The following is a 26,627-nucleotide window of genomic DNA, read 5'->3' as shown; positions in this document are numbered from 1 at the left end:
GGAGGGTTTTCTCTGGCGCTTTTTTTTTTTGGGAGACGCTCCCCCCTCCCGGTACACTACCCCCCCCCCCCCCCCCCCCCCCCCCCCACCCAACCAACCCCCCCCCCCCCCCCCCCCCCCTCCCCCTCCCCCGTCCCGCTCAGTACGGTCGGGGCGACATCACCAGCGGCTGGGCGGCGTCGGGTGCCTCCAGGACGCAGCGGGGCACGCCCGGGCCTGGTGTGGCGCGGACGGTCACCGGTGTCGGCGGTACGGTCGGCAGCTCCACGTGGACGAGGACGGGCCGGTCACCGTGCGTGGTGGCGTGGCCGGTCTCCTTGCCGTCGACGAGGACCTCCACCTCCACCCGGTGCCCCGTCTCGATGGTCGTGCTGACGGAATGCCCGGCATGGTCGATGTGGAAGTGATGGCGTCGTCTCATGGGGTCGCCTCCGGGCCGGGCACACCACCCCCTGATCCAGGGTAGTCGCGGGCGGAGCGGCCCGCAGCGGACGGTTTGGATTGCCGCACGATCCTCAATACGATCCGGCGATGATCACAAGAAAATGGGTGGCGGCCGGGGCATGCGGCCTGCTCGCCACGCTCGCGGTCGGGCTGTTCCCGGCGAGCGCGGCGGCCGGCGAACCGGCGGGGAAGGATTCGCCCAAGGTCGAGCTGGTGCTGGACGTCAGCGGCTCGATGCGGGCGACGGACATCGACGGCACGTCCCGCATGGCGGCGGCCAAGCAGGCCTTCAACGAGGTCCTGGACGCCACGCCGGAGGAGGTGCAGCTGGGGATACGGACGCTCGGGGCGACCTACCCGGGCGAGGACCGGCAGCTCGGCTGCAAGGACACCAAGCAGCTCTACCCGGTGGGCAAACTGAACCGGACCGAGGCCAAGACCGCCGTGGCGACCCTCGCCCCCACGGGCTGGACCCCCATCGGCCCGGCCCTGCTCGGCGCGGCCGAGGACCTCAAGGGCGGCAACGCCACCCGGCGGATCGTGCTGATCACGGACGGCGAGGACACCTGCGCCCCGCTCGACCCGTGCGAGGTGGCGCGTGACATCGCCGCCCAGGGCATCCACCTGGTCATCGACACGCTCGGTCTGGTGCCCGACGCCAAGACCCGCGACCAGCTGGTCTGCATCGCCGAGGCCACCGGCGGCACCTACACCTCGGTGCAGCACACCGCGGAACTCTCCGGCCGCGTCAAGCAGCTCGTGGACCGGGCGGCGGCCCCCGTCGTCACCCCGGTGGCGACGCAGGGCGCCAAGCAGTGCCAGGGCGCCCCGAAGCTGGGCGCGGGCCTGTACACCGATCGCGAGGCCTTCGGCGAGCACCGCTGGTACCAGGTGGACGTCAAGCCCGGCCAGGAGCTGCGCGCCTCGGTGAGCATCGGCGTCGACCGCGCCGTCAACAACGACTACGGCGTGCTGCTGCGGGCCACGACCGTCCCCGGCCGCGAGATCGTGCGCGGCTCGGAGGCGGGCGACGGCCGCACCGACGTGGTCTCGACGGGGCTGCGCTACCCGAAGGCCGAGTCCGACGGGGACGAGGACGGGGACAAGGCCGGGGACGGCAAGCCGGCCGTGGAGACCGTCTGCCTGCAGGTCAGCAACTCCTTCTCGGCGCCCGCCAACGTCAAGACGACGCCGGGCATGCCGGTGGAGCTGACCGTAGACCTGGTGGACGGCCCCGACGACTCCGCCGACGTGGCCTCCTTCGGCCTCGGTCGCGGCTGGTGGCTGCTGGGCGTCCTGGTGCTCGCAGGTCTCCTCGCGGGCCTGGTGTGGGGCTGGCTCTCCCGCTGGCGTGTCTCGGTCTGGAGGACCAACTGATGCGTACCGTAAGGATGGTGACCGCCGCACTGCTGGCCGCCGGCGCCGCCCTGGCCACGGCCGGAGCGGCCGCGGCCGACACCCCCTCGCCGAGTGCGAGCCCGAGCGGGGCCGCGTCCGGCCCGACGGAGGCCGGCACGGCCTTCGGCACGGCCACGCCGGTCAAGCCGGGCCAGGTCGCCACGGCCGAGGCCTCCACCGGTGACTACCTGTACTGGGTGCTCCCGCTGGACTCCGGACAGCGGGCCACGGTCCGGGCCACGGTGAAGCTGCCCGACGCGGCGTCCCGCCACGCGGCGTCGACCTGGCGGCTGGACGTGTACGACGGCCTGCGCCGCCGGCAGCCGTGCACCTACGCCGCGCAGGCGGCGTCGGCGGCCAAGGAGGCCGCGACGGTCGAGCTGTCCTGCACGCTGCGCACGGTCCGCCCGGGCGCCGAGCCGTGGGCCAACGACCCGCTGCCGGGCAGCTACTACGTGCGCCTGACCGCGGTGAACCTGGCCCAGGAGGACCTGGGCCGGAAGGTGCGGGCGGAGATGCGGGCCGACGTGAGCGACACCGGGGGTGCGTTCGCCTCGGACGGCGCCGTGGCCGAGCCGCTCGTCCCCGGCATCACGGCCCGTGCCGCGGCCGTCGAGGCCGCGAAGAAGGAGGGGAAGCAGCCGCCGGCCGCCATCGGCGAGCCGGACGGGGGCTGGTCGAGCGGCCGCTGGTCCGACCGCTGGATCTGGACCGCGGCCGGCGGTGTGCTCGCCGCCCTGGCGGGCGTCTTCGGCTACTCCCTCACCCGTGGCCGGGGCCGTCCGACGCACGTCCCGCCGGGCGCCTGATCCGCGGCCGGCCGACGGCCGGCCACCCTGTGTCCCGCCCCGGGCGGCGGCTCTGCGGCACCACGCCGCGGGCCGCCGCCCGGGGCGGACGTCTTCCTGCCACCGCCTCAGTGCGGGCCCTCGGCCGGGAGGGGGTGGCCGTCGTCGTCGGTGGCGCCGGCCTGGGTGGAGAAGCGGGACAGGAAGACGTCGTAGAGGCCGTCGTCGCGGCGGGTCATCGTGGCGCCGTCCTGCCAGGTGCCGTTCTCCTCCCACCACTCGCTGCCGTACGGGTCGCCCTGGTTCTGGTGGACGTTGTGCATGCCGAGCCCGGAGTCGAAGGGCTCGCCGAAGACGAGGACCTGCCGGCCGGGCACCAGGATCGGCTCCAGCGCCGCCGAGGCCTCCAGATAGCTGCCCGCGGTCCACGGCCGGGCCGGGCTGATCCGTTCCCGGAGCCGCTGGATCCAGGCCGGCGGGCGGGGCAGGAAGAGGAAGCCCGGGTGGTCCGCGAGGGCCGGGTGGCGCAGGTGGTCGACGGCGCCGGACCCGCTGGCGCGGGCGAGGTCGTGGTAGCCGGGTTCCGGCGCGTCGACGGGCTCCAGCACCGAGGGGTGCAGGGTGAGCACCTTCCACTCGACGCCGACCGCGGACTTCTTGCTGTCGACGTCGACGGCGACCTCGTAGCGCCCGGCCGGGGCGTCGACCTCCATGTGCACGTGGAACCAGCGGCCCTGGCCGTCGGGCCGGTCGCGGAAGTGGCGGTGCAGGGTTCCCGACAGCACGCCGTAGTTCTCGAAGGGCATGCCTGCCAGTGAACCACCCGCCGGTTGCCCGTGCGCGCCCCGCGGTCAGTCCCCGTCGCGGACGGCGACGATGCCGTTGAAGACCCCGCCGTACGCGGTGCCGTCGGGGTCGAGGGTGATCGGGGCCCAGTTGTTGTCTTGAAGTGCTCTCCCGGCTGAAGCCGGGAGACTCCTGCTTGCCTTGCGGCAGCGGGTTCGACGCGTTCGGCGCGCCTGACGACTGCCCTTCCGGCAGCCGGGACGAGCGCGTGGCCCATCCGGTACAGGTGCAAGACGTTCCGGGCCGCGTTGTGGTCGGCGTTGCCCGACCAGCCGCAGTCCGGGTTCTTGCACACGGACACGGCCCGGGACTCCCGGCTGCCGGGCGTGGTGCGGCCGCACGCCGAGCAGCGCCGGGAGGTGTCAGGGGCGGGGACCTTGACCAGGGTGCCGCCGTGCCGGGCGGTCTTGTACGCCAGCATGGTGACCGTGCGGCCCCACGCCTCCCCACTGATGGAGCGGTTCGGCCCAGACTTCTGGGCGACGTTGTTTCCCGGCTCCTCGATGGTTCCCCTGGCGGACTTGACCATGTTCGTGATGGTGAGTGCTTCGACCACGACCGTGCCGTACGTGCGGGCGATGGCGTTGGTCGTCCGGTGCTGCCAGTCCAGGGCCCGGCGCTTGGCTTTCGCGCGCAGTCCTGCGATCTTGTCGTAGGTGCGGTGCAGCCGGCCGCTGGTGCGCTCTCCGGCCTTGCGGTGTGCCTTGCGCCGTGCGGCGCGCTGCTCCAAGCGCAGGAACTTGGCCTTCTCCTTACCGGTCCCACGGGCAGGTCCTTGGTCCACCGGAAGCGGACCCGGCCCACCTTGGGGTTGTTGGCCTGCCCCCAGCGGCGGTGCACGCGGGTGATGTTCAGGTCCCGGCCCTGCGGGACGTCCACGGACATCACCGTGCGCAGCCGGCTCTTGACGTTCGGGGCGTCGGCGCGGCCGTCCCAGCAGTTCTTCCACGCCTGGAAGAAGGTCTTGAGGACCGCTTGCGCGGCCTGCGCGGGCAGCACGGCGAGATAGTCGATGTCCTTGCGGGCCTGCCGGATCGCGGCGTCCGCGTCGGCGAGAGTCCGCTTCTCCTTCGGCATCATCCGCCACCGGGCGTGCAGCAGGTTCCACATCGTGCGGGCCGCGCGCGCCTGGGGTCTGCGCCGACGGAGCGCCGCGCCCGAGGAGTCCATGGAGCTGCCGGATGATTCACGAGGGTGCAACAGTCGGCCGCGGCACCGCGCCGCGCAGGGGGTCACGGGTCGATGCCGGAGACCACCTGGGCGGTGGCCGCCACCCCCTCGTGGATGGTCTCGGCCATGCCGCTGCCCGCGAGCTGGAAGCCGAGCAGGACGCAGACGAGGGCGTGCGAGAACTTGAGTCCGCCGTTGCGCATGAAGATCCATGCCAGGACGAAGAGCAGGACGGCCACGGAGAGCGAGATCACCATTGATACCTCCTTGTGCGGGCGCCATGGTGGCGCAGGAGGGGGTGCTCCCGGGCGAAACCCGTGTCCGCCGTACGGGTGTTGACCGTCCGTGACGATCGGTCAGTGCTTGACGACCTCTTCCCAGCGGGTCGTGCGGTCGCACCAGCGATCGAGTAGGACGGGGGCGCGGCCGACGGCGAGGAGCCCTGCGCCGGTCTCGGCCCGGTACTCCTCGACGACGCCGACCAGGGCGGCCAGCTCGGGCCGGTGAGCAGGTACGGTCCGGTGCCGACCGGGCGGGTGCCGAACCCGCCGCCGTTGACGTCCTGGCGGCCCGCGAGGTGCTCGGGGGCGATGGGCAGCACGGTGCGCTCGGCGAACGGGGCATAGGGGTACTTCAGCGTGAAGGCGACCGTGTCGTCGCCCTGCTGCGCGACGTCGGCGATCGCGTCGAGCTCGGTCCGGGAGGCGTTGTTCGTCTTCGGGTCGAGGATCGTGCGGTAGGTGAAGACGACGTCCTCGGCGGTGAAGGGCGCGCCGTTGCTGAACGCACGCCGGGGCGCAGCCGGTACGTGTAGGTGAGCCCGTCGGCGGAGACCTCCGGGAGGGACCGGGCCAGGGCGGGCTGGAGCAGCCGTACACATCCCTGGTGTTGCCGTTTTCGGTGTTGCCCTATGTGAGCAGCTCAAGATCAGCCGCTATTGCAAGGCGAGCGCAATCATGCCAGAGGTGATCAGAGGGCGACGAACCGGGCAGGACGGACGCCCGGCGGACCGCCTGCCGCACGGGTCTTGCCCGGCCGCCGACCTGCATGCCATATATGTCTAGACCTTTACGGGGACCGCGAGGACCAACGCCCCAAGGCCCCAAGGCCCGCAAGGACCACGAGGAAGCCGATCCGAGGAAGGCCCCGTGCGACGCCCCGCCCCCCTGCCCGCCCTCGGCCTGGCCGCCGCCTGCGCCGCCGCCGGGCTCACCGCCTGCTCCTCCGCCGACACCACTCCCCCGGCCGCCCCCGCCGGGATCACCGCGCAGGCCGGCAGCGCCACCTCCGTGCACGTGATGTGGCGGCCGGCCCCCGCAGCCGAGGGGGTCACCAACTACCAGGTGTTCGCGGCCGGCCGGCTGGTGCGCGAACTCCCGGCGGACCGGACCATGGTGGACGTCACCGGTCTGGCCCCGCAGACCGCGTACGCCTTCACGGTCCGGGCCCGCGACGCCGCCGGGAACACCTCCGCCCCCAGCGCCGAGGCCGCGGCCACCACCCCGGCCGCCCGGGCCGAGGACCGTACGCCCCCCACGGCCCCGGCCCGCACCACGGCCCGCGCCGACGGTCCCCGTTCGGCGGTGGTGTCCTGGTCCGCCGCCTCCGACGACACGGGTGTGACGGCGTACGACGTCTACCAGGGCGGCGTCCGGATCCACACCGCCGGCCCGGCCGAGACCTCCACCACCCTCACCGGCCTCCAGCCGGAGACCGCCTACACCTTCACCGTCCGGGCCCGCGACGGCGCCGACAACTCCTCCTCCGACGGCCCGGCGGCCGAGGCCACCACGGCACCCGCGCCCGGCCGGGGTCCCGGCACCGCTCCGTCGGACCTCACCGTCAGCGCCTCTCCCGGCGCCGTCACCCTCACGTGGACCGCCCCCGATACGGGCCGCTCGACGACGGAGTACGAACTCCACGTCAACGGAAGGCCCGTCACCGTCATCCAATTCGGTGCCGGGGCCTTGACCGGCAGCCGCGCCGAACACCGGCTCATCGTGACCGAACCGCCCGGCACGGTCTGGGAGCTGAAGCTGCGGGCCCGCCTGCCCGACGGCACGTGGGGGGCATTTTCCGCGCAGCGGCGCATCGTGCTGGCCGGGTGAGAACGGAAGCACCCGTACCGGTGACGTGACAGCGATACGGACGGAACGGCGCGTCGGGTAAGGAAGATCACGCACAATACATCCGTGTTCGGAGAGTACTCGTTCAACAACAGACGGGCGGATTCCGCTGGCGGCGATCCCGATCCGGCGGAAGACCAGGCACCGGGAAGACTTCCGCCGGAACCGGCCGTCTTCATCGGCCGGGAGGACGAACTCGCCGGACTCCACTGCCTGTTGCGCAGGCACAGGCTGATCACCCTCACCGGGGTGGGCGGCGTCGGCAAGTCGCGGCTCGCCCTGCGCGCCGTCGCCGACGCCGAACAGGCCCGGCCCGACGGGGTGTGGTGGGTGGACCTCTCGCCGCTGCGCGACCCCTCCCTGCTCACCATGACCGTCGCCCACGCCGTCGGGCTGGCCGACCATTCGGCGCGCCCGCTCGACGAGGAGCTGTGCGCCTGGATGGCCGACCGGGAGCTCCTCCTCGTCCTCGACACGTGCGAGCACATGGTGGCCGAGTGCCGCCACCTCGTCGGCGAACTCCTGCAGTCCGCACCGGGCCTGACGGTCCTGGTCACCTCCCGGGAACCCCTCGGCAGCCCCTGCGAGCAGATCGTGGACCTCTGCCCGCTGCCCTGCGACGGCCCCGACAGCGACGCCCTCGCCCTGTTCCGCGCGGCCGCCCTGGCCGCGGCCCCGGAAGCCGCGGCCGCCTTCGACGGTCCCGGGCGGGCCGCCCTGGCCGCGCAGGTGTGCCGACGCCTCGACGGGATCCCGCTCGCCCTGGAACTGGCCGGGGCGCGGTTGCGGATGTGGACGCTGGAACAGATGGCCCGGCGCCTGGGCGCGCGGTTCGACGTCCTGTCGGACGACCGGACGTCCACGCTGATGCCCCGGCACCGCACGATGCGCACCGCGATCGGCTGGAGCCACGAGCTGTGCGAGCCGGTGGAGCGCTTGCTGTGGGCCCGGCTGTCCGTCTTCACCGGCGACTTCGACGTGGCCGCGGCCCGGACGGTGTGCTCGGGCGGCCCGCTGTCGGCGGCCCGTGTGGAGCGGGTGCTGGCCGGGCTGGTGGCCAAGTCCGTGGTCCGGCGGACGCAGGAGCGGGGCGCGGGCGCCCGCTACCGGATGCTGGACACGATCCGCGAGTACGGCCACGACTGGCTGGCCGAACTCGGCGAGGTACGCACCGTCGCCGACCGGCACGCCCACTGGTACGCGGCACTCAGCCGGGCCGCGGACCGCGGCTGGATGGGCCCGCGCCAGGTGGACTGGTACCGCAGGATGACCACCGAGCACCCGCAGCTGCGGACGGCGCTGGAGCACCTGCTCGGCACCGACCCGGCGGCCGCGCTGGAGACGGCGGGGGCCCTGTGGTTCTTCTGGTTCTCCTGCGGGCACGTGCACGAGGGCCGCGGCTTCCTGGAACGGGCCCTGCGGGCCGCCCCGCAACAGGCCGCCGGGTACGCCCAGGGAGTGTGGGCGCTCGGGCTGACCGCCGTCCTCCAGGGGGACATGGACACCGCCCGGGAGCTCGGCGAGGAGTGCACCCGGCTCGCGGACCGTCTCGCGGACCCGGAGGCGCGGCTGCGGGCCGCGCACCTGCTCTCGGTGTCCCTGCTGCTGCCGGGGGACCCGGCGCGGGCCCTGGAGCTGGCGGGTCCGCGGGCGCGGGCCGGGATCCGGGGGCGGGAGGACAGCGCCGGCCTGCTGATGTGCCGGCTCGTGACCTGCTACGCCCTGTGCGACCTGCAGCGGTACGAGGAGGCAGCCGAGGAGGCGCGGGGGCTGCGCGAGGCCTGCGCCGACCTGGACGAGCGGTGGCTGCGCGCGTACGCGGACTACGTGCTGGCCGTCGCCGCCCTGGGGTTGGGCCACCACGAGGAGGCGTCCCGGCACGTGCGGGCCATGTTGTCGGGGAAGCGGCTGCTCGGCGACCGCATCGGCATCGCGCTGGGCCTGGACCTGCTCGCGGCGGCGGTCGCGGCGCTCGGCGACGGGGAGCTGGCGGCCCGGCTGCTGGGCACGGGGCACGCCTGGTGGCGCACGGTGGGGCAGCCCCAGATGGGCTCACCCTCGCTGACGGCCCTGCGGGCGCAGGGCGAGCGGCAGGCCCGCGCGGCGATCGGCGACGCGGCCTTCGAGAGCGCCTTCCGGGGCGGGGCGGCGGCTCCCACCGGCTGACCGGCAGCCGGTGGGCCGCGGACGTCCTGTGCTGCTGTCGTGGGCTCCCGTCAGTACGGGAGGGTTCTGCCCGACGGTGTGCGCAGATCCAGGTCTCGGGGTGCGGGCTTGGGGACGGGCTTGCGGATCAGCTGTTGGCGCATGCGGCCTCCTCGCTCAGACCAGGACCGGGCGGCGGGGTTCCACCACGCGGCCGTCGGGGAGCAGTTCGCCGGTGTCGTCGAAGACCAGCAGGCCGTTGCAGAGCAGGCTCCACCCCTGTTCGGGATGGGAGGCCACACTGCGTGCGGCGTCGTGGTCCGGACTCTCGGCGGACGGGCAGGGGGGCTGGTGGGAGCACATGGCGCACCTCCTCGCTGTGTGGCGCGGGAGGGCCGGTGGTCACCCGGTCGATTCCGCGATCCACGGTGGCCGTGAGTATTACTGATCGCCACCCTCGGACGGAACCCATATCGGCGGTCCAGTTCAGGGTGTGTATGCCCGGCTACCATGCGCTCATGCCCGGTATCCGGATCGTTCACCGTACGTGTCTGCCGGCGGCCGAGGCATGGCTGCGGCTCACGGCCTGGGAACGGCACGGCGCCCGGGTCCCGCTCACCCGGACGATCATGGAGACGGCGCCGCCCACGCGCGTCGGAACCCGCTTCACGGCCCGGACGGGAGTGGGCAGGATCACGTTCGACGACCCGATGGAGGTCGTGGTCTGGCAGCCGCCGTCCGGGACGGGTGCGGGACGGGTCCGGCTGGTCAAGCGCGGGCGCGCGGTTCGGGGCTGGGCGGAGATCGAGGTCCGTCCGCTGGTCGGCGGAGGGGCCGAGGTCTGCTGGCGGGAGGAGCTGCGGGTGCGGGGACTGGGCCGGGCGTTCGATCCGCTGGTCGCGGCGGCGAGCAGGCTGCTGTTCGGTCGGGTGGTGGAGGGTTTGCTGCGTACCTGACATTCCGGGCTAGGGTTCCGTGATCACCGACCCGGTGCCGCCGCGAGAGCGAGGAGAACCCCGTGGCCAGTACACCGCCGCAGCACGGCGCGGGCCCGTACCCCCCGTACGGCCCGCAGCAGGGCTCCCCGTTCGGCCCGCCCGCGGTGCCCCGGCAGCAGGGCCCGTACGGCGTTCCGCAGCCGCAGGCGACCCCGTTTTTCGGCCCGGGGCAGCCCATGGTCCTCGACTGCCGGATCTGCGGGTCGGTGCCCGCCGCGCCCGGGACCGTGCGCGGGCACCAGGGGATGCTCGTCCTGATGCGGTTCCTGCGGACGCAGGGCCCGCTCTGCCGCGACTGCGGGCTCGCCACCTACCGGCGGATGCAGTCCGACACCCTCTGGCAGGGCTGGTGGGGGCCGCTGTCGCTGTTCGCCACCCCCGTCACGCTGCTGATGAACCTCGGCCCCCGGGCTGCGTACTACCGGCTGGCTCCCCCGGCGGGGGCCATCCTGCGGCCGCTCGACCCGGGCCGGCCGCTGTGGCGGCGGCCGCCGGCCCTGCTCCTGATCGCCGCGGCGGTACTGCTCTCCTTCGCGCTCCCGACCCTGGTGGTGCTGGGCATCCTGGCCGGGGACGGGGACGACAAGCCGGCGCCGCTCATCGTCGGGAGCTGCGTCCGCAACGAAGGAGGGGACCTGAGCCACCAGAAGCTGCTGGTCACGGACTGCGGCTCGCCCAATGCCGAGTACCGCGTCAGCAAGCAGCCGACGGAGCAGGACTGGTGCGGTCCCCGGGACTTCCTCGCCATGCCCGAGTACAGCGCCGAGGGCACCAAGCTCCACTGCCTGACGCCCCTGCGCTAGCCGACCGGCGCCCGGACGCCGGCGCCCCCGGACGCCTACCGTCCGGGGGCGCTCCGGCTCCGCGCCGCGCTAGCGGATCGGCATTCCGGAGAGGGTGCGGGCGATCACCAACCGCTGGATCTCGCTCGTCCCCTCGAAGATCGTGTAGATCGCGCTGTCGCGGTGCATGCGCTCCACCGGGTACTCGCGGGTGAAGCCGTTGCCGCCGAGGATCTGCACGGCCTGGGCGGTGACCTTCTTGGCCACCTCGCTCGCGTACAGCTTGGACATCGAGCCCTCGGCCGAGGTGAAGGGCCTGCCCGCGACGGCCATCCAGGAGGCCCGCCACACCAGCAGCCGGGCCGCGTCGATCTGGGTGCGCATGTCGGCGAGCTGGAAGGCCACGCCCTGGTTGTCGATGATCGGGCGGCCGAACTGGGTCCGGGTCCGCGCGTAGTCGAGGGCCACCTCGTACGCGGCGCGGGCCGTGCCCACGGCCATCGCGCCGACCGCCGGCCGGGAGGCCTCGAAGGTGGCCATGGCCGCGTTCTTCACGCGCTCGCCGCCTCCCGCCTTCGCCTTCTCTCGGGCCCGGGCGAGGCGCTCGTCCAGCTTCTCCTTGCCGCCGAGCAGGCAGGAGCCGGGGATCCGTACGTCCTCCAGCACCACCTCGGCGGTGTGCGAGGCGCGGATGCCGTGCTTCTTGAACTTCTGTCCCTGGGACAGGCCGGGGGTGTTCGGCGGCACGATGAAGGAGGCGTGGCCCTTGGTGCCCAGATCCGGGTCGACGACGGCGACGACGATGTGGACGTTGGCGATGCCGCCGTTGGTCGCCCAGGTCTTCGTGCCGCCCAGGACCCACTCGTCCTTCGCCTGGTCGTAGACGGCGCGGGTGCGCATCGCGCCGACGTCGGAGCCCGCGTCCGGCTCGGAGGAGCAGAAGGCGGCGACCTTCACGTCGTCCGGGGTGCCGTACATCTGCGGGATCCAGGTGCCGATCTGCTCCTCGGTGCCGTTGGCGAGGACGCCGATGGCGGCGAGCCCGGTGCCGACGATCGACAGGGCGATGCCCGCGTCACCCCAGAACAGCTCCTCCATCGCCATGGGGACACCGAGGCCGGTCGGGTCGAAGTACTGCTGGGCGTAGAAGTCGAGGGAGTAGATGCCGACCTTGGCCGCCTCCTGGATGACGGGCCACGGGGTCTCCTCACGCTCGTCCCACTCCGCGGCCGCGGGCCGGATGACGTCGGCGGCGAAGCCGTGGATCCAGTCCCGGACCTGCTTCTGGTCGTCGTTGAGCTCCATGGTGAACTCCGCCATGTCCCCTCCAACTGTGCATCCACCAGTGCGTTACTGGCGGTAACCTCGACGGTGGCCACAGTCTGTTACCGGCGAGTAGCGACTGTCAAGCGAGGTGGTCCGCGGCGCGGCCGATTCGGCGGCCGGGGTGTGCGGGGTGTTACGTTGCGTGGGCGTCACGCACCATCGCAAGGGCGGGGAGAGAACACGTCATGGAGACCACGCAGCAGGCCGGGGGGCCGGCAACGGCCGAGCGCCGCCGGCGGGAGCTGCTCGAAGCGGCCGACCGGGTCGTCCTCAGGGACGGCCCCAAGGCATCCATGAATGCCATCGCGGCCGAGGCCGGCATCACCAAGCCGATCCTCTACCGCCACTTCGGCGACAAGGCGGGGCTCTACCAGGCCCTGGCCGTACGGCACACCGACGCCCTGCTCGCCTCGCTGCGGGCCGCGCTCGACGCGCCCGCCGAGCGCCGCAACAGGGTCGAGTCCACGCTCGACACCTACCTCGCGGCCATCGAGGCCCGGCCGCAGGTCTACCGGTTCCTCATGCACCCCACCGAGGACTCGCACAGCGCCGAGCACGGCTTCGACGTGGGCCGGCACTCGGCGCCACTGCTGCGCCGGCTCGGCGAGGAGCTGGCCGAGGTGATCAGCGAGCGCGTGGACCTCGGTCCGGACGGGGACCGGCTGGCCCGCGTCTGGGGGCACGGGATCGTCGGCATGATGCACGCGGCCGGGGACTGGTGGCTCAGCGAACGCCCCTGCGGGCGCGCCGAGTTGGTGTCCGGACTCACCGACCTGCTGTGGGGCCGGCTGTCCACGGCGGGCGACCGGGCCGACGGCCCCGGCTTCTAGTGCTGCCGCCGGCTGCGGCCGGCGGAACGGTTCAGTCGGCCAGGACGTGCGCGCCCCGCGCACCCCACGGCGTCCGGCGGATCGCGCGGCGCAGCCGCCGGGCCCGCAGCCCGGTGACCCGTTGCGCGTAGACCGTGCCGTCGAGGTGGTCGCACTCGTGCTGCAGGCAGCGGGCGAAGAACCCGGTGCCGGTGATCCGCACCGGTGCGCCGTCCGAGGTGACGCCCTCGACGACCGCGCGGTCGAAGCGGGCCGTGCCGGCCTCCAGGCCGGGCAGCGACAGGCAGCCCTCCGGACCGAGGAACTCGTCCCCGTCGGCCTCGACCAGGCGCGGGTTGACGATGTGGCCGACGTGCCGGACGTCCTCGTCGTCGGGGCAGTCGTAGACGAAGACCCGCTGCCCGACCCCGACCTGGTTCGCGGCGAGGCCGACGCCCTGGGCCGCGTACATCGTGGCGAACATGTCCTCGATCAGCCGGTCGAGGGCCGGGCCGAACGCGGTGACCTCCGCGCAGGCCGAGTGGAGCACCGGGTCGCCCAGCAGGCTCATGGTGCGGACGGTGCCGGTGGTGCCGGGAATGACGCGCTGTCGCATGGCCGTAAGGGTACGACGGGCGAATATATGAGGAGATCCGCGGCGACCTGGGGCGCCGCGGTCAGGGCCCCGGCCGGTACTGGATAGGCTGGGGCCGGTCGACGCAAGGAGGACAAGGGACGATGGCAGGCAACACAGAGCCGCTTTCGCCGCGGGCCAAACTGGCCGTGACGGCGGGCAAGGCCGCGGCGGCGGTGTCGCGGGCCGCGGGACGTGGCAGCGGATCGGTGATCGGTGGCAAGGTCGCACTCAAACTCGACCCCGACCTCCTCGGAGCGCTCGCGCAGCATCTCGACGTCGTCCTCGTCTCCGCCACCAACGGCAAGACCACGACGACCCGCCTGATCGCGGAGGCCCTGCGGGCCAGCGGCCCGGTGGTCTCGAACGCCCTCGGCGCGAACATGCCGGCGGGCATCACCTCCGCCCTGGCGGGCGGATCGGACGCCAAGTACGGCGTCATCGAGGTCGACGAGAAGTACCTGGCCGGAGTGGCCCGGGACGTCACCCCGAAGGTGATCGCCCTGCTGAACCTCTCCCGCGACCAGCTGGACCGCGCCGCCGAGACCCGCATGCTCGCGGAGAAGTGGCGCGAGGGCCTCACGGGCTCCAAGGCGGTCGTCGTCGCGAACTGCGACGATCCGCTGATCGTGTGGGCGGCCTCGTCCTCGCAGAACGTGGTGTGGGTCGCCGCCGGCCAGGAGTGGAAGGACGACGCCTGGTCGTGCCCCTCCTGCGGCGGCGTGATGCAGCGCCCGGGCGACGACTGGTTCTGCGGTGAGTGCGGCTTCCGCCGCCCCACCCCGACCTGGGTGCTCTCCGGCGACCACGTGCTGGACCCGCACGGCTCGGCGTGGCCGATCCACCTCCAGCTGCCGGGCCGCGCCAACAAGGCGAACGCGGCCACCTCGGCCGCCGTGGCCGCCGTCTTCGGCGTGCCGCCGCAGGTCGCGCTGGAGCGGATGTACCAGGTGCAGGCCGTCGCCGGCCGCTACGACGTGGTCGGCTTCCAGGGCCGTGAGCTGCGGCTGCTGCTCGCGAAGAACCCGGCGGGCTGGCTCGAAACGTTTTCGCTGATCGACCAGCCCCCGGCTCCGGTGATCCTTTCGGTGAACGCGCGCGGCGCCGACGGCACCGACACCTCGTGGCTGTGGGACGTGGACTACCCGCGCCTCGCCGGCCACCCGATCTTCGTGATCGGCGACCGCAGGCTGGACCTGGCGGTCCGCCTGGAGGTCGCGGGCCTGGACTTCCGGGTCTGCGACACCCTCGACGAGGCCGTGCAGCTGGCGCCGCCCGGGCAGATCGAGCTGATCGCCAACTACACCGCCTTCCAGGACGTCCGCCGCCGGGTCGGCAACTAGCACCGGGATCGGAACCCAGAGGACATGAGCATGAGCGACAACAGCCTGCGTCTGGTGTGGGTCTACCCCGACCTGCTCAGCACGTACGGAGACCAGGGCAACGTTCTCGTCGTGGAGCGCCGGGCCCGCCAGCGCGGCCTGGACGTGCAGCGTGTGGACGTGCGCAGCGACCAGCCCATCCCGACGTCCGGGGACATCTACCTGATCGGCGGCGGCGAGGACCGCCCGCAGCGCCTGGCCGCGGAGCGCCTGGTGCGCGACGGCGGTCTGGAGCGGGCCGTCTCGAACGGGGCGATCGTCTTCTCCGTCTGCGCCGGGTACCAGATCCTGGGCAACGAGTTCGTCAACGACATGGGCGAGCGCCAGCAGGGCCTCGGCCTGCTGGACGTCGTCACCGTGCGCGGCGAGGGCGAGCGGTGCGTCGGCGACGTGCTCGCCGACATCGACCCGCGGCTGGGCCTGCCCCAGCTGACCGGGTTCGAGAACCACCAGGGCGTCACGCACCTCGGCCCGACGGCCAAGCCGTTCGCCCGCACCCGGCTGGGCCGCGGCAACGGCACCGGGGACGGCACCGAGGGCGCGTACAACGACACCGTGTTCGGCACGTACATGCACGGCCCCGTCATGGCCCGCAACCCGCTGATCGCGGACCTGCTGCTGAAGCTGGCCCTCGACGTCAACGCGCTGCCGCCGGTCGACGACCGGTGGTACGACGCGCTGCGCGCGGAGCGCATCGCGTCGGCCACGCAGCCCGCGTAGCCGCTGCGGCACCCGCGCCACCTGCGCGCAAGGCTGCGTTCGGCCCGGATTCCCCTCGGGGGTCCGGGCCGATGTGTGTTCGTACGAGGAACATGACCAGCATGTGGAGGCTGGTTCAGCGGGGTACCGATCCGCTAGTAGGGTGACGGGTAGTTCCAACCGGACGACGTGGTCCGGTCGTCGGCCCACGTTGCAAAGGTTTCTTGCCATGCGCATTGGCGTGCTCACCTCCGGCGGCGACTGCCCCGGCCTCAATGCCGTCATCCGTTCCGTCGTGCACCGCGCCGTCGTCGACCACGGCGACGAGGTGATCGGCTTCCACGACGGCTGGAAGGGCCTGCTGGAGGGCGACTACCGCAAGCTCGACCTCGACTCGGTCGCCGGCATCCTGGCCCGTGGCGGCACCGTCCTCGGCTCCTCCCGCGTCCAGCCCGCCCACCTGCGCGACGGCGTGGAGCGGGCCCGCGGCCACGTGGCCGACCTGGGCCTCGACGCGATCATCCCGATCGGCGGCGAGGGCACCCTGAAGGCGGCGAACCTGCTGTCGCAGGCCGGGCTGCCGATCGTCGGCGTCCCGAAGACCATCGACAACGACATCGCCTCCACCGACGTCACGTTCGGCTTCGACACGGCCGTCGGCGTCGCCACCGAGGCCCTGGACCGGCTGAAGACCACCGCCGAGTCCCACCAGCGCGTGATGGTCGTGGAGGTCATGGGCCGCCACACCGGTTGGATCGCCCTGCACTCGGGCATGGCGGCCGGCGCCCACGCGATCGTCGTGCCGGAGCGCCCCTTCGACATCGAGGAGCTGACCGGGATCGTCGGCGAGCGGTTCTCCGCCGGCAAGCGGTTCGCGATCGTCGTGGTCGCCGAGGGTGCCAAGCCGCGCCCCGGCAGCATGGCGTTCACCGAGGGCGGCACGGACCAGTACGGCCACGAGCGCTTCGCCGGCATCGGCAACCTGCTCGCCGTCGAGCTGGAGCGGCGCCTGGGCAAGGAGGCCCGTCCGGTCATCCTGGGCCACGTGCAGCGCGGCGGCACCCCGACCGCGTACGACCGGGTCCTCGCCACCCGCTTCGGCTGGCACGCGGTGGAGGCCGCGCACCGCGGCGAGTTCGGGATGCTGACCGCGCTGCGCGGCACCGACATCGTGATGGTGCCGCTCGCCGAGGCCACGGCCGCCCTCAAGACCGTGCCCGCGCAGCGGTACGACGAGGCGCAGACCGTTCTGTGACCTTTTCCCCTCTTGTGGAACCGGCCCCGGACGCAGCCGCGTCCGGGGGCGGCACTACTGTGGTGGGGCACCACAGGTCAAGAGGAGTGGACAGATGGATCACAGCGGTCACGGCATGGACATGCACGACATGGACCTGCCGCCGTTCACCCTCGGGCGCGGTCTGGAGTTCTCCTTCGACGCGTTCTTCCTGATCGGCTCGCTGGTCGGTCTCGGCCTGTACCTGTGGGGCGTGGTGCGGCTGCGGCAGCGCGGGGACGCCTGGCCGATGGGCCGGATCGTGGCCTTCACCATCGGTGTGCTGAGCGTGGCCCTGATGATGTGCACCAAGCTGAACGACTACGGCATGGTCATGTTCAGCGTGCACATGATCCAGCACATGGTGATCAGCATGCTCTCCCCCATCCTGCTGCTGTTGGGCGCTCCGGTGACGCTCGCGCTGCGCGCCCTGCCGCCCGCCGGGCGCGGCCGCAAGGGGCCCCGTGAGCTGCTGCTGATGCTGCTGCACAGCCGCTACATGCGGGTGGTCACCCACCCGGCGTTCACCATTCCCATGTTCATCGCCAGCCTCTACGCCCTGTACTTCACCCCGCTCTTCGACTTCCTGATGGAGAGCAAGCCCGGGCACATCGGGATGATGGTGCACTTCCTCGCCGTCGGCCTGGTCTTCTTCTGGCCGATCATGGGCGTGGACCCGGGCCCGCACCGGCCCGGCTACGTGATGCGGATGCTGGAGCTGTTCGCCGGAATGCCGTTCCACGCGTTCTTCGGCATCGCGCTGATGATGGCGAGCGAGCCGATGATCGGGACGTACCGGAACCCGCCGGCCTCCCTGGGCATCGACCCGCTGCTCGACCAGCAGTGGGGCGGCGGCATCGCGTGGGCCTTCAGCGAGATCCCCTCGGTGCTGGTGCTGATCGCCCTGATGTACCAGTGGTACCACTCCGAGCAGCGGGCGGCGAAGCGCGCCGACCGGGCCGCGGACCGCAACGGCGACCAGGAGCTGGAGGCGTACAACGCCTATCTCGCCTCGCTGCGCGCGCGTGGCCAGTAGCGCCCGACCCGCTTTCGGGGCCACCATGGGGCATGACCGGTTCCGTTAAGGCGATGGCCGTCATGACCTTCGTCGCCCTGGTGGCCGTCGCGACGTACTCCGTGGCCCTCGGCAGCAATGGCTGGCTGTGGTTCGGCTGGGTGGTGCTGGGCGTGCTCACGGCCGGAATGGCCGCCGCCGGCAACAACTGACCGGCGTGGCGGAGCCTCCCGTGACGTCCGTGGCCCGCGCGGCGTGCGCGACCCCTCCGGTCCGGGGACCACTGTCCGTACGATGGCGGTGACAGCCGGACGGCGACGGGAGCGGCCTGGTGTTCTACCACTTGCTCAAGTACGTGTTCCTCGGCCCGCTGCTGCGGCTGCTGTTCCGGCCGCGGATCGAGGGGCTGGAGAACGTCCCGGCCGAGGGGGCCGCGATCGTCGCCGGCAACCACCTGTCCTTCTCGGACCACTTCCTGATGCCCGCGATCCTGAAACGGCGGATCACCTTCCTCGCCAAGGCGGAGTACTTCACCGGACCGGGGCTGAAGGGCCGGTCGACCGCGTTCTTCTTCCGCAGCGCCGGACAGATCCCGGTGGACCGCTCGGGCCGGGACGCCGGGCAGGCCGCGCTCCGCGAGGGGCTGGGGGTGCTGGCCCGGGGCGAGCTGCTGGGCATCTACCCGGAGGGCACCCGCTCGCACGACGGGCGGCTGTACAAGGGCAAGGTGGGGGTGGCGGCGATGGCGCTGGGCGCCGGCGTGCCGGTGGTCCCGTGCGCCATGCTGGGCACCTTCGAGATCCAGCCGCCCGGGAGGAGGATCCCGAAGATCCGGCGGGTCACCATCCGCTTCGGCCGGCCGATGGACTTCTCGCGGTACGCCGGGCTGGAGGGCGAGCGGGCGGTGCTGCGGGCGGTCACCGACGAGATCATGTACGCCATCCTCGACCTGTCCGGCCAGGAGTACGTCGACCGGTACGCCGGCGAGGTCAAGGCCGAGGAGGAGGAAGCACGGAAGAAGGCCCGGCGCAGGACGCGCTGAGCCTTCTCCCGCGGTTCCGTCACCGGGTCAGCGGACGGACGGCAGCTCCTCGCGCGCCGGGAAGTCCGACGCCGGGGCGGCCGAGCGCGCCTTCGCGGCGGCCGGGGCCGGGGCGACCGGGGCGGCGTGCGACCCGCACAGCACGTCCTTGGCGTCGACCTTGCCCTTGAGCAGGTAGTCGTCCACGCGCGTGTTGATGCAGGGGTTCACCAGGCTGGTGACACCGTGCGAACCGGCACCCTGCTCGGTGATCAGGCGCGAGCCGGCGAGGCGGCGGTGCAGCTCGACCGCACCCTCGTACGGGGTGGCCGCGTCGCGCTCCGACTGGACGATCAGGACCGGGGCCAGGCCGCGCTTGGCACCGACCTCCAGCGCCTTGTGCTGCTTGGACTTCCAGGTCGCGCAGGGCAGGTTCATCCAGGCGTTGGCCCAGGTCATGAACGGGTACTTGGCGTGCAGGGCGGTGTTGTCCGCGTCCCACTTGGCCCAGCTGGTGGGCCACTTGGCGTCGGCGCACTCGACCGCGGTGTAGACCGCGTTGCCGTTCTCCGTGGCGATGTTGCCCTGGACGTCGGACATGTCCGGGGTGATCGCCTCGACCAGCGGCTTCTCGTCACCGGCGGCCCAGGCGCTGAACGCCTGCGCGACCGGGACCCACGAGGAGTCGTAGTACGGGGCGCTCTGGAAGAAGTTGATCAGCTCGGCCGGGCCGGCGACGCCGCCCAGCGGCTTGGCCTTGGCCTGGGCGCGCAGCTGCTGCCACTTGGCCTCCACCTTGGCGCGGGTGTCGCCGAGGTGGAAGGAGGCGTCGTTCTTCGCGACCCAGTCCTGCCAGTCGTTCCAGCGCATCTGGAAGGCGACGTCCTGGTCGAGGTTGGCCTCGTACCAGATGTTGTCCGTCGACGGGTTGACCACACTGTCGACGATCATGCGGCGCACGTGGGTCGGGAACAGGGTCGCGTAGACCCCGCCGAGGTAGGTGCCGTACGAGACGCCGAGGTAGTTCAGCTTCTTCTCGCCGAGGGCGGCGCGGATGACGTCCATGTCGCGCGCCGTGTTCGGCGTGGTCATGTGCGGCAGCATCTCGCCGCTGCGCTCCTTGCAGCCGTCCGCGTACTCCGCGGCGAGCTTGCGCTGGGCGGTCTTGTCCGCCTCGGTGTCCGGGACCGGGTCGGCCTTCGGAACCTTGACGGCCTCCTGCGGGTCGACGCACGAGATGGGCGTCGAGTGGCCCACGCCACGGGGGTCGAAGCCCACGAAGTCGTACGCCTTGGCGGTGTTGACCCACAGCGGCGAGTTGGTGGTGGACCGGCGCGGGAAGCGCATGCCGGAACCGCCGGGGCCGCCGGGGTTGTAGAGGAGCGCGCCCTGGCGCTCGTCCTTGGTGCCGGTGCTCACGGCACGGTCGACCGCGATGTCGATGGTCTTGCCGAACGGCTTCGCGTAGTCGAGCGGAACCTTGACCCAGCCGCACTGGATGGGGGCGGCGAACCCCCAGTCGGCGGGACAGTCCTTCCACTGGATTCCGGCGCGGGCGGCGCGGGCGGCGGCGAGCTGGGCGCCGAGCGCCTCCGGGACCGGGCTGTTGCCCGTGGTCGCCGCGGCGGCCGGCGGGGCCAGCAGCAGGCCGGCGGCGAGTGCTCCGGTGATCAGAGTGGCAGCGCTCCCCAGCGCTGCTTTGTGTATCACGTGGTCGTTCCCCCTGGATCAGGCCCGGCCGGGAGCGGCCGGGTCACGTCGGGTTGGTCGTGCGACGGTGGTGTACGTGCACAGGGGATCTTTTCGCCTGACCTACACCTGACAACAGGTCAAGGTGATGTTCTTTGCCAACCCGATAACCGGCACGGCATGTACCGCTCAGCGGTGTCTGGTTCGTCCCAGCTTCGCCCAGCGGTCACCAGCCGTACGTGCGACACGCCGCGTCGAGGAGCCCGCGCAGCCGCAGCGCGTCCGGCGCAAGTGCCGTGACCAGCACGGCCGGTCCGGCCAACGGGGTGACCACGGCGAACTCCCCCAGCACGGCGGCGGCCGGCGCCTCCCGGGCGAACCGCGGGTCCACGACCAGGAGCTGGCCGACCGCCCGGTGGCCCGCGAGCCCCGCCGGGCCGTCCCAGCCGCCGGGCGCGCCGGGGCCGCAGGCGAGCTCCTGGTCCAGCAGTGGTCGGCCGTCCCGGACCACGGTGAGCCGGCTGCGCAGCAGGCCCGACTCCTCGCCCGCACGGCCCAGCACCTGCTCCTCGCGCAGCAGCAGTCGGGCGCCGGGGGCGAGTTCGGCGCGGGTCCGCACCCGCAGGTCGCTGCCGCGCACGGAGACGAGCGGCTCGGGCAGCCAGCGCACCGTCGCGCCCTCGGCCGCGGTGATACGCACGTCGTACCGCGCGGGCCCGCCGCCGCGGCCGGGCAGCGCCAGGGTCGCGGCGGCCGAGGCGAGGGCGAGGCACGCCCTGGGTCCGGCGGTGGCCTCCACCGCGAGGTGGTCGCCGCCCAGCGGGGCGCTCATGGCGCCGACCAGCATGACGCCGGCCTCGGCGCCGCTGCCCCGGGTGCGGCGCAGCGCGAGCGGCCCCTCGCCGGTGAGCAGGGGCAGGGCGGTTCCGCCGCGGCCGTCGGCGACGGCGCGGATCCGGGCGGTGGCCCGCACCCCGGCCGCGGGCGGGGCGGGGGGTGCGACGGGCGGGACGGCAGGGGCCGACGGGATGGCGAGGGCCGGTGGCGCGGCCGGGGGCGCGGCCGTCACCGTACGGCCCAGGCGGCGAGCCGCTCGCGCACCCAGGCGGCCACCGGGGCGACCCCCTCCGCACCGCGCAGGGACTGGAAGGTGACGGGGAGCGCGCCACGCTGCTCGGCGGCGTCGCGGGCCATCCGGTCCAGGTCGGAGCCGACGTGCGGGGCGAGGTCGGTCTTGTTGACGACGAGCAGGTCGGCCGTGGTGACGCCGGGGCCGCCCTTGCGCGGGATGTCGTCGCCGCCCGCGACGTCGATGACGAAGATCTGGGCGTCGACGAGTCCGCGGGAGAAGGTGGCGGTCAGGTTGTCCCCGCCGGACTCGACGAGGATCAGGTCGAGCGGGGCGGTCTCCCGGTGGGCTTCCTCCAGCTCCTCCACCGCCTCCAGGTTGGCGGAGATGTCGTCGCGGATGGCGGTGTGCGGGCAGGCGCCGGTCTCCACGGCGGTGATCCGCTCCGGCGGCAGCACGGCCTCCCGGAGCAGGAACTCGGCGTCCTCGCGGGTGTAGATGTCGTTGGTGACGACGGCCATGGACAGTTCGGTGCGCAGGGCCCGGCAGAGCGCGGCGACGGTGGCCGTCTTGCCGGAGCCGACGGGTCCGCCGAGCCCGATGCGCAGGGCGCGGCGAGAGCCGTCGGCCCGGCGGGGCTCGGCGCTGTGGGTGTGGCGTTCGGGGTAGGCCGTGCCGTGGTCGAGGTGCATGGGGTGGGTCTCCCGGGGTGGTGGAGGTGGTCAGGAGGCGAACAGCCGTACCGGCCAGCCGGCGTGGATCTCGGCGGCGATCTCCAGCAGCGGCGAGGAGGCCGCGGGCAGGGCGTCCGGGCCGTCGAGCCGGGCCCGGTGCGCGGCCCGTACGGCCCGCTCGGCCGTGTCGTCGAGCTCGGGGGCGAGGCGGGCGAGGACGCCGGTGGCTTCGAAGGGGTCGAGGCCGAGCAGCCGGACGGTGGCGGTGGCCGGACCGCCGATGCTCTCGTACGCCGCCACGTGCGCGGCGTCGGACGGCCCTAGCCCGGCCGCCCGGGCGGTGAGGCCGAGCACCACGGGCTGGTGCGCCCCGCGCGGGAACGCCGCGGCGAGGGCGTCGAGTTCGGCGGCGGGCCAGGTGGCGCGGGCGGCCCGGAGCAGCTGCCGACCGAGCCTACGGGCGGCGGTGCGCAGCGCGGGCGAGGGGGTGCGGGCGTCGGCGGCGGCGTCCAGGACGGCCGGGTCGAGCCCGAGGGCGGCGGCCGCGGCGAGGGCGGCGGCGGTGAGCCCGGCCGTGTGGAGGCGGCCGCGGCAGAACTCCTGGAGGGAGGCGGCGTCGTGGATGCGGCCCGCCTTGCAGGCGGCCTCCGCCCCGCCGGAGTGGGCGTGCCCTCCGGCGGGGAAGCGGCCGTCGGCGAGGACGAGCAGGGCGGCGCGGCTCATCAGAAGAGGAAGTACCGCTGGGCCATGGGGAGTTCCGCGGCGGGCGCGGGCTCCACCACCTCGCCGTCGATGGTGACGGTAAAGGTGTCGGCGTCGACCTCGACCCTCGGCATGGCGTCGTTGTTGCGCATGTCCGCCTTGGTCACCTTCCTGGTGCTCTCGATGGCGACGAAATCCTTGCCGAGCGCGAGCCGTTCGGGCAGGGCGTCGTCGAGTGCGGCCTGGGCGGTGAAGTTGACGGAGTTCGCTGCGGGGGCCAGGCCGCGGCCGCCGAACATCGGGCGGGGCAGTACCGGCTGCGGGGTGGGGATGGAGGCGTTGCCGTCGCCCATCTGCGCGTGCGCGATCTGGCCGCCCTTGATGACGGTCTCGGGCCGGACGCCGAAGAAGGCCGGGTTCCACAGCACGAGGTCGGCGAGCTTGCCGGTCTCCACCGAGCCGATCTCGCGGGCGAGGCCCTGGGCGACGGCCGGGTTGATCGTGTACTTGGCGACGTAGCGGCGGGCCCGGTGGTTGTCGGCGGGCCCGTCGCCGGGCAGGAATCCGCGGCGGCGCTTCATCACGTGGGCCGTCTGCCAGGTGCGCAGGACGACCTCGCCGACGCGGCCCATGGCCTGGGAGTCCGAGGAGATGATGGAGATCGCGCCGAGGTCGTGCAGGACGTCCTCCGCGGCGATGGTGGAGGGCCGGATCCGGGACTCGGCGAAGGCGAGGTCCTCGGGGACGGCGGGGTTGAGGTGGTGGCAGACCATCAGCATGTCGAGGTGCTCCTCGATGGTGTTGACGGTGTGCGGCCGGGTCGGGTTGGTGGAGCTGGGCAGCACGTTCGGCTCGGAGACCACGGTGATGATGTCGGGGGCGTGGCCGCCGCCCGCGCCCTCGGTGTGGTACGCGTGGATGGTCCGGCCGGCGATCGCGGCGAGGGTGTCGCCGACGAACCCGGCCTCGTTGAGGGTGTCGGTGTGGATGGCGACCTGGGCGCCGGTCTCCTCGCAGACGCCGAGGCAGGCGTCGATCGCGGCGGGGGTGGCCCCCCAGTCCTCGTGGATCTTGAAGCCGAGGGCGCCGCCGCGGAGTTGGGCGTGCATGGCCTCGCGGGAGGTGGTGTTGCCCTTGCCGAGCAGGCCGATGTTGACCGGGTAGGCCTCCAGGGCCGCGAACATGCGGGCGAGGTGCCAGGAGCCGGGGGTGATGGTGGTGGCCTTCGTGCCCTCGGCGGGTCCGGTGCCGCCGCCGACCAGGGTGGTGATGCCGGAGGCGAGGGCCTCCTCGACGACGGTCGGGGAGATGAAGTGGACGTGGGCGTCGATGGCACCGGCCGTGACGATCTTCCCGTTGCCTGCGATGACCTCGGTCTCGGGGCCGATGACGAGGGCGGGGTCGATGCCGTCCATGGTGTCCGGGTTGCCGGCCTTGCCGATGCCGCAGATCCGGCCGTCGCGGATGCCGATGTCGGCCTTGACGATGCCCCAGTGGTCGAGGACCACGGCTCCGGTGATCACCGTGTCGGGGGCGCCCTCGGCGCGGGTGGTGCGGGCCTGCCCCATGGACTCGCGGATGACCTTGCCGCCGCCGAACACGGCCTCGTCGCCCGAGCGCCCGGGGCCGCCGCAGAGGTCCTCCTCGATCTCGACGAAGAGGTCGGTGTCGGCCAGCCGGATCCGGTCGCCGGTCGTCGGCCCGAAGAGGTCGGCGTACGCCCTCCGTTCCAGCTCAGCCATCGAGCGGCCCCCCGGTCTCCCCGCGCAGTCCCCACACGGCGCGCAGTCCGCCGAGCGGTACGAGCTCCACCTCGACCGGGATGCCCGGCTCGAAGCGGACGGCGGTGCCGGCGGCGATGTTGAGCCGGAGCCCGCGGGCGGCCGGGCGGTCGAAGTCGAGGCCGGGGTTGGCCTCGGCGAAGTGGTAGTGCGAGCCTACCTGGACGGGCCGGTCGGCGGAGTTGAGCACGGTCATGCGGGTGACGGGGCGGCCTTCGTTCAGGCGCACCGGACCGTCCCCGTGGACGATCTCGCCGGGGATCATGCGGCTGCTGCCCTTCAGACGATCGGGTCGTGGACGGTGACGAGCTTGGTGCCGTCCGGGAAGGTCGCCTCGACCTGGACGTCGTGGATCATCTCGGGGATCCCCTCCATCACGTCGGCCCGGGCGAGGACGGTGCGGCCGGAGGCCATGAGCTCGGCCACGGACCGTCCGTCGCGGGCCCCTTCGAGGATGTGGGACGTGATCAGGGCCACCGCTTCGGGGTGGTTGAGGAGGACCCCGCGCGCCTTGCGCCGCGCGGCCACGTCCGCGGCCACGTGGATGAGCAGTCTTTCCTGCTCGTGCGGTGTCAGGTGCACGCGTATCACCAGCTTCCAGGACAGGTCGAGCGAGGGGCGAGCCGACCCTAGTGGCCGTCAACTCTTTGTTGACCTGCGCATTTCCAAGCCAAGCGGGTCTTGCCCAATGCTGAGGAAGGCTTTCCGTCCCGAGCACCGGCGCTTTGCCGGCCGATGGGTGATCATTTACGGAAGGCCGCGGCCGCCCACGCTAGGCGGCGCGCTTTTCCGTCGCGTTAACCCACGTTTCGGGCAGGCACCCGCTTCGACGTGCGGACCGGCTCCGTCCGGTTCCGTATACGGACACCCGGGAGCCGCCCCGGAGGAGTCGCATGTTCCGCAATCCGGTACGCCACATCACCTTCGACGCCCTGGAGCCTTACGCAACCGCTTCGTTCTGGTCCGCCGTGACGGGCTTCCCGATCCACCCCGACGACGCCGAGGGCGACGACGAGGTCCTGCTGGACCCGGGCCGGCCGGGGGTGCCGGGCCTGCTGTTCGTCCGGGTACCGGAGGCCAAGTCCGGGAAGAACCGGGTCCACTTGGACATCCAACCGCAGGACGGCACCCGCGACGAGGAGGTCGAGCGGCTCATCGGGCTCGGGGCGAGGCTCGTCGACGACCGGCGCCGGGAGGACGGCACGGGTTGGGTGGTGCTCGCCGACCCCGAGGGCAACGAGCTGTGCATCGAGCGGAGCACCTCCGAGCGCGGCTGACGCGCCGGCCGGGCGGCGGGCGCCAGCCGCCGTCAGCACGTGCCGGCGGTGCGGGCCGGGGCTCCGGCGGGCCAGGGCAGGGCGATCCACACGGTCTTGCCGCCGTCCTCGGTGGGGCTCACCGAGAGCCGGCCGCCGGCTTCGGCGGTCAGCCAGCGGATGATGACCATGCCGCGGCCGTTGTCCTGCTGGACGGCGGCCGGGAGCCGCCGCGGCCAGCGAGGATGGCTGTCGGTGACCCCGACGCGGAGCCACTCCCCACGCTCCAGCCGGACGTCGACGGTGAAGGTCGGCGACTGCCCGAAAGTGTGCTGCACGGCGTTGGTGGCCAGCTCCGAAACGATCAGCCGGACACTGTCGGCGGTGTCCGCCCCGTCCGGCAGTCCCCATTCGAGGAGGACGTCCGCGACGTAGCGGCGGGCCGCGGCGACCGAGGCGGGATCGCTCGGCAGAGTGACGGATGCTTCCTGGTGGTCTGCCATGGCGACGGTCCCTTTCCCACCGGGACGGAACCGCCCCGGATCTGTGCTGGACGCCAGAGTGCCACCCATCGTCCCGTCGGTGCGGCCGTTCACCCAA

General features: G+C 72.9%; 28 protein-coding genes and 3 pseudogenes. 14 read left to right on the top strand and 17 right to left on the bottom strand.

Annotated elements, in window-relative coordinates:
• Positions 1-139: 139 nt before the first annotated feature.
• A complete protein-coding gene (locus ACZ4VL_RS31495; protein ID WP_438316282.1) occupies positions 140-421 on the bottom strand; it encodes a hypothetical protein in 282 nt (93 codons plus the stop codon).
• A gap of 110 nt (positions 422-531) precedes the next feature.
• Here ACZ4VL_RS31495 and ACZ4VL_RS31490 point away from each other — a divergent pair, with 110 nt between their 5' ends.
• Positions 532-1,821 carry a VWA domain-containing protein gene (locus tag ACZ4VL_RS31490; protein ID WP_468206724.1) on the top strand — a complete coding sequence of 430 codons (1,290 nt, stop codon included), beginning with the start codon at positions 532-534 and terminating at the stop codon, positions 1,819-1,821.
• Complete coding sequence (locus ACZ4VL_RS31485) at positions 1,821-2,651, top strand: hypothetical protein (RefSeq protein ID WP_468206721.1); 831 nt, start codon at positions 1,821-1,823, stop codon at positions 2,649-2,651. The genes ACZ4VL_RS31490 and ACZ4VL_RS31485 overlap by 1 nt, the downstream gene beginning before the upstream one ends.
• 107 nt (positions 2,652-2,758) lie before the next feature.
• Here ACZ4VL_RS31485 and ACZ4VL_RS31480 read toward each other — a convergent pair whose 3' ends face one another.
• From ACZ4VL_RS31480 to ACZ4VL_RS31460, 5 genes and pseudogenes are all read right to left on the bottom strand, one after another.
• Complete coding sequence (locus tag ACZ4VL_RS31480; protein ID WP_468206718.1) at positions 2,759-3,436, bottom strand: DUF2278 family protein; 678 nt, start codon at positions 3,434-3,436, stop codon at positions 2,759-2,761.
• A gap of 179 nt (positions 3,437-3,615) precedes the next feature.
• A pseudogene (locus ACZ4VL_RS31475) lies at positions 3,616-4,646 on the bottom strand (RNA-guided endonuclease InsQ/TnpB family protein); the annotation flags it as partial.
• Positions 4,647-4,708: 62 nt separating this feature from the next.
• Positions 4,709-4,903 carry a hypothetical protein gene (locus ACZ4VL_RS31470; RefSeq protein ID WP_404233340.1) on the bottom strand — a complete coding sequence of 65 codons (195 nt, stop codon included), beginning with the start codon at positions 4,901-4,903 and terminating at the stop codon, positions 4,709-4,711.
• Between the two features lie 99 nt (positions 4,904-5,002).
• Positions 5,003-5,137 (bottom strand): annotated as a pseudogene (locus ACZ4VL_RS31465) (ABC transporter ATP-binding protein); the annotation flags it as partial.
• Position 5,138: 1 nt separating this feature from the next.
• A pseudogene (locus tag ACZ4VL_RS31460) lies at positions 5,139-5,513 on the bottom strand (ABC transporter substrate-binding protein); the annotation flags it as partial.
• Between the two features lie 281 nt (positions 5,514-5,794).
• Here ACZ4VL_RS31460 and ACZ4VL_RS31455 point away from each other — a divergent pair.
• Both ACZ4VL_RS31455 and ACZ4VL_RS31450 read left to right on the top strand, forming a co-directional pair.
• Positions 5,795-6,754 (top strand): fibronectin type III domain-containing protein, encoded by a 960-nt coding sequence (locus ACZ4VL_RS31455; RefSeq protein WP_468206715.1) that lies wholly within the window; start codon positions 5,795-5,797, stop codon positions 6,752-6,754.
• An 84-nt stretch (positions 6,755-6,838) separates the two neighbouring features.
• Positions 6,839-8,938 (top strand): ATP-binding protein, encoded by a 2,100-nt coding sequence (locus tag ACZ4VL_RS31450; protein ID WP_468206712.1) that lies wholly within the window; start codon positions 6,839-6,841, stop codon positions 8,936-8,938.
• 156 nt (positions 8,939-9,094) lie between these two features.
• Here the strand turns inward: ACZ4VL_RS31450 and ACZ4VL_RS31445 are convergent, their stop codons facing one another.
• A complete protein-coding gene (locus ACZ4VL_RS31445; RefSeq protein WP_361101491.1) occupies positions 9,095-9,280 on the bottom strand; it encodes a DUF5999 family protein in 186 nt (61 codons plus the stop codon).
• Positions 9,281-9,435: 155 nt separating this feature from the next.
• Here ACZ4VL_RS31445 and ACZ4VL_RS31440 point away from each other — a divergent pair, with 155 nt between their 5' ends.
• Positions 9,436-9,873 (top strand): SRPBCC family protein, encoded by a 438-nt coding sequence (locus ACZ4VL_RS31440; RefSeq protein ID WP_468206709.1) that lies wholly within the window; start codon positions 9,436-9,438, stop codon positions 9,871-9,873.
• A gap of 62 nt (positions 9,874-9,935) precedes the next feature.
• Entirely contained in the window at positions 9,936-10,718 is a 783-nt protein-coding gene (locus ACZ4VL_RS31435) for an LppU/SCO3897 family protein (protein ID WP_468206706.1), read from the top strand.
• Between the two features lie 69 nt (positions 10,719-10,787).
• Here the strand turns inward: ACZ4VL_RS31435 and ACZ4VL_RS31430 are convergent, their stop codons facing one another.
• Positions 10,788-12,017 (bottom strand): acyl-CoA dehydrogenase family protein, encoded by a 1,230-nt coding sequence (locus ACZ4VL_RS31430; protein WP_468206704.1) that lies wholly within the window; start codon positions 12,015-12,017, stop codon positions 10,788-10,790.
• A gap of 191 nt (positions 12,018-12,208) precedes the next feature.
• Here ACZ4VL_RS31430 and ACZ4VL_RS31425 point away from each other — a divergent pair, with 191 nt between their 5' ends.
• Complete coding sequence (locus ACZ4VL_RS31425) at positions 12,209-12,853, top strand: TetR/AcrR family transcriptional regulator (protein ID WP_468206701.1); 645 nt, start codon at positions 12,209-12,211, stop codon at positions 12,851-12,853.
• A 31-nt stretch (positions 12,854-12,884) separates the two neighbouring features.
• Here ACZ4VL_RS31425 and def read toward each other — a convergent pair whose 3' ends face one another.
• Complete coding sequence (gene def, locus ACZ4VL_RS31420) at positions 12,885-13,448, bottom strand: peptide deformylase (protein ID WP_468206699.1); 564 nt, start codon at positions 13,446-13,448, stop codon at positions 12,885-12,887.
• Between the two features lie 122 nt (positions 13,449-13,570).
• On the opposite strand from def, the gene ACZ4VL_RS31415 reads away from it, so the two are divergent.
• From ACZ4VL_RS31415 to ACZ4VL_RS31390, 6 genes are all read left to right on the top strand, one after another.
• Positions 13,571-14,809 carry a MurT ligase domain-containing protein gene (locus ACZ4VL_RS31415; RefSeq protein ID WP_468206697.1) on the top strand — a complete coding sequence of 413 codons (1,239 nt, stop codon included), beginning with the start codon at positions 13,571-13,573 and terminating at the stop codon, positions 14,807-14,809.
• A 30-nt stretch (positions 14,810-14,839) separates the two neighbouring features.
• Entirely contained in the window at positions 14,840-15,568 is a 729-nt protein-coding gene (locus ACZ4VL_RS31410) for a type 1 glutamine amidotransferase (RefSeq protein ID WP_361097593.1), read from the top strand.
• A gap of 208 nt (positions 15,569-15,776) precedes the next feature.
• Positions 15,777-16,802, top strand: a complete 1,026-nt coding sequence (locus ACZ4VL_RS31405) for a 6-phosphofructokinase (protein WP_468206695.1) — start codon at positions 15,777-15,779, stop codon at positions 16,800-16,802.
• A 94-nt stretch (positions 16,803-16,896) separates the two neighbouring features.
• Entirely contained in the window at positions 16,897-17,856 is a 960-nt protein-coding gene (locus ACZ4VL_RS31400; protein ID WP_468206692.1) for a cytochrome c oxidase assembly protein, read from the top strand.
• A 32-nt stretch (positions 17,857-17,888) separates the two neighbouring features.
• Positions 17,889-18,047: a hypothetical protein gene (locus tag ACZ4VL_RS31395; protein WP_361097602.1), complete on the top strand. Its 159-nt coding sequence runs from the start codon at positions 17,889-17,891 to the stop codon at positions 18,045-18,047.
• A gap of 119 nt (positions 18,048-18,166) precedes the next feature.
• The gene (locus ACZ4VL_RS31390) at positions 18,167-18,877 is read left to right on the top strand and encodes a lysophospholipid acyltransferase family protein (protein ID WP_468206689.1); all 711 of its coding nucleotides are present in this window, start codon (positions 18,167-18,169) and stop codon (positions 18,875-18,877) included.
• A gap of 27 nt (positions 18,878-18,904) precedes the next feature.
• Here the strand turns inward: ACZ4VL_RS31390 and ACZ4VL_RS31385 are convergent, their stop codons facing one another.
• The 7 genes from ACZ4VL_RS31385 to ACZ4VL_RS31355 form a co-directional block, all read right to left on the bottom strand.
• Complete coding sequence (locus ACZ4VL_RS31385) at positions 18,905-20,566, bottom strand: alpha/beta hydrolase (protein WP_468206687.1); 1,662 nt, start codon at positions 20,564-20,566, stop codon at positions 18,905-18,907.
• A gap of 205 nt (positions 20,567-20,771) precedes the next feature.
• Positions 20,772-21,575, bottom strand: coding sequence for an urease accessory protein UreD (locus ACZ4VL_RS31380; protein WP_468206730.1), 804 nt, complete (start codon positions 21,573-21,575; stop codon positions 20,772-20,774).
• Positions 21,576-21,610: 35 nt separating this feature from the next.
• Positions 21,611-22,306 carry an urease accessory protein UreG gene (gene ureG, locus ACZ4VL_RS31375; RefSeq protein WP_361097611.1) on the bottom strand — a complete coding sequence of 232 codons (696 nt, stop codon included), beginning with the start codon at positions 22,304-22,306 and terminating at the stop codon, positions 21,611-21,613.
• A 30-nt stretch (positions 22,307-22,336) separates the two neighbouring features.
• The gene (locus tag ACZ4VL_RS31370; RefSeq protein ID WP_468206684.1) at positions 22,337-23,011 is read right to left on the bottom strand and encodes an urease accessory protein UreF; all 675 of its coding nucleotides are present in this window, start codon (positions 23,009-23,011) and stop codon (positions 22,337-22,339) included.
• Positions 23,011-24,732 (bottom strand): urease subunit alpha, encoded by a 1,722-nt coding sequence (locus ACZ4VL_RS31365; RefSeq protein WP_468206682.1) that lies wholly within the window; start codon positions 24,730-24,732, stop codon positions 23,011-23,013. Before ACZ4VL_RS31365 ends, ACZ4VL_RS31370 begins: the two co-directional genes overlap by 1 nt.
• On the bottom strand, positions 24,725-25,036 hold the full coding sequence (locus ACZ4VL_RS31360) for an urease subunit beta (protein WP_179177811.1): 312 nt from the start codon (positions 25,034-25,036) through the stop codon (positions 24,725-24,727). Before ACZ4VL_RS31360 ends, ACZ4VL_RS31365 begins: the two co-directional genes overlap by 8 nt.
• Positions 25,037-25,050: 14 nt before the next feature.
• The gene (locus ACZ4VL_RS31355; protein ID WP_385845390.1) at positions 25,051-25,353 is read right to left on the bottom strand and encodes an urease subunit gamma; all 303 of its coding nucleotides are present in this window, start codon (positions 25,351-25,353) and stop codon (positions 25,051-25,053) included.
• Between the two features lie 311 nt (positions 25,354-25,664).
• On the opposite strand from ACZ4VL_RS31355, the gene ACZ4VL_RS31350 reads away from it, so the two are divergent.
• Positions 25,665-26,048, top strand: a complete 384-nt coding sequence (locus tag ACZ4VL_RS31350) for a VOC family protein (protein ID WP_468206678.1) — start codon at positions 25,665-25,667, stop codon at positions 26,046-26,048.
• 32 nt (positions 26,049-26,080) lie between these two features.
• On the opposite strand, the gene ACZ4VL_RS31345 is transcribed toward ACZ4VL_RS31350, so the two are convergent.
• Entirely contained in the window at positions 26,081-26,530 is a 450-nt protein-coding gene (locus ACZ4VL_RS31345) for an ATP-binding protein (RefSeq protein ID WP_468206675.1), read from the bottom strand.
• Between the last annotated feature and the right edge of the window lie 97 nt (positions 26,531-26,627).

The organism is Streptomyces sp. NPDC029014, from assembly GCF_055564695.1.
This window is presented reverse-complemented; position numbering and strand designations above follow the sequence as displayed.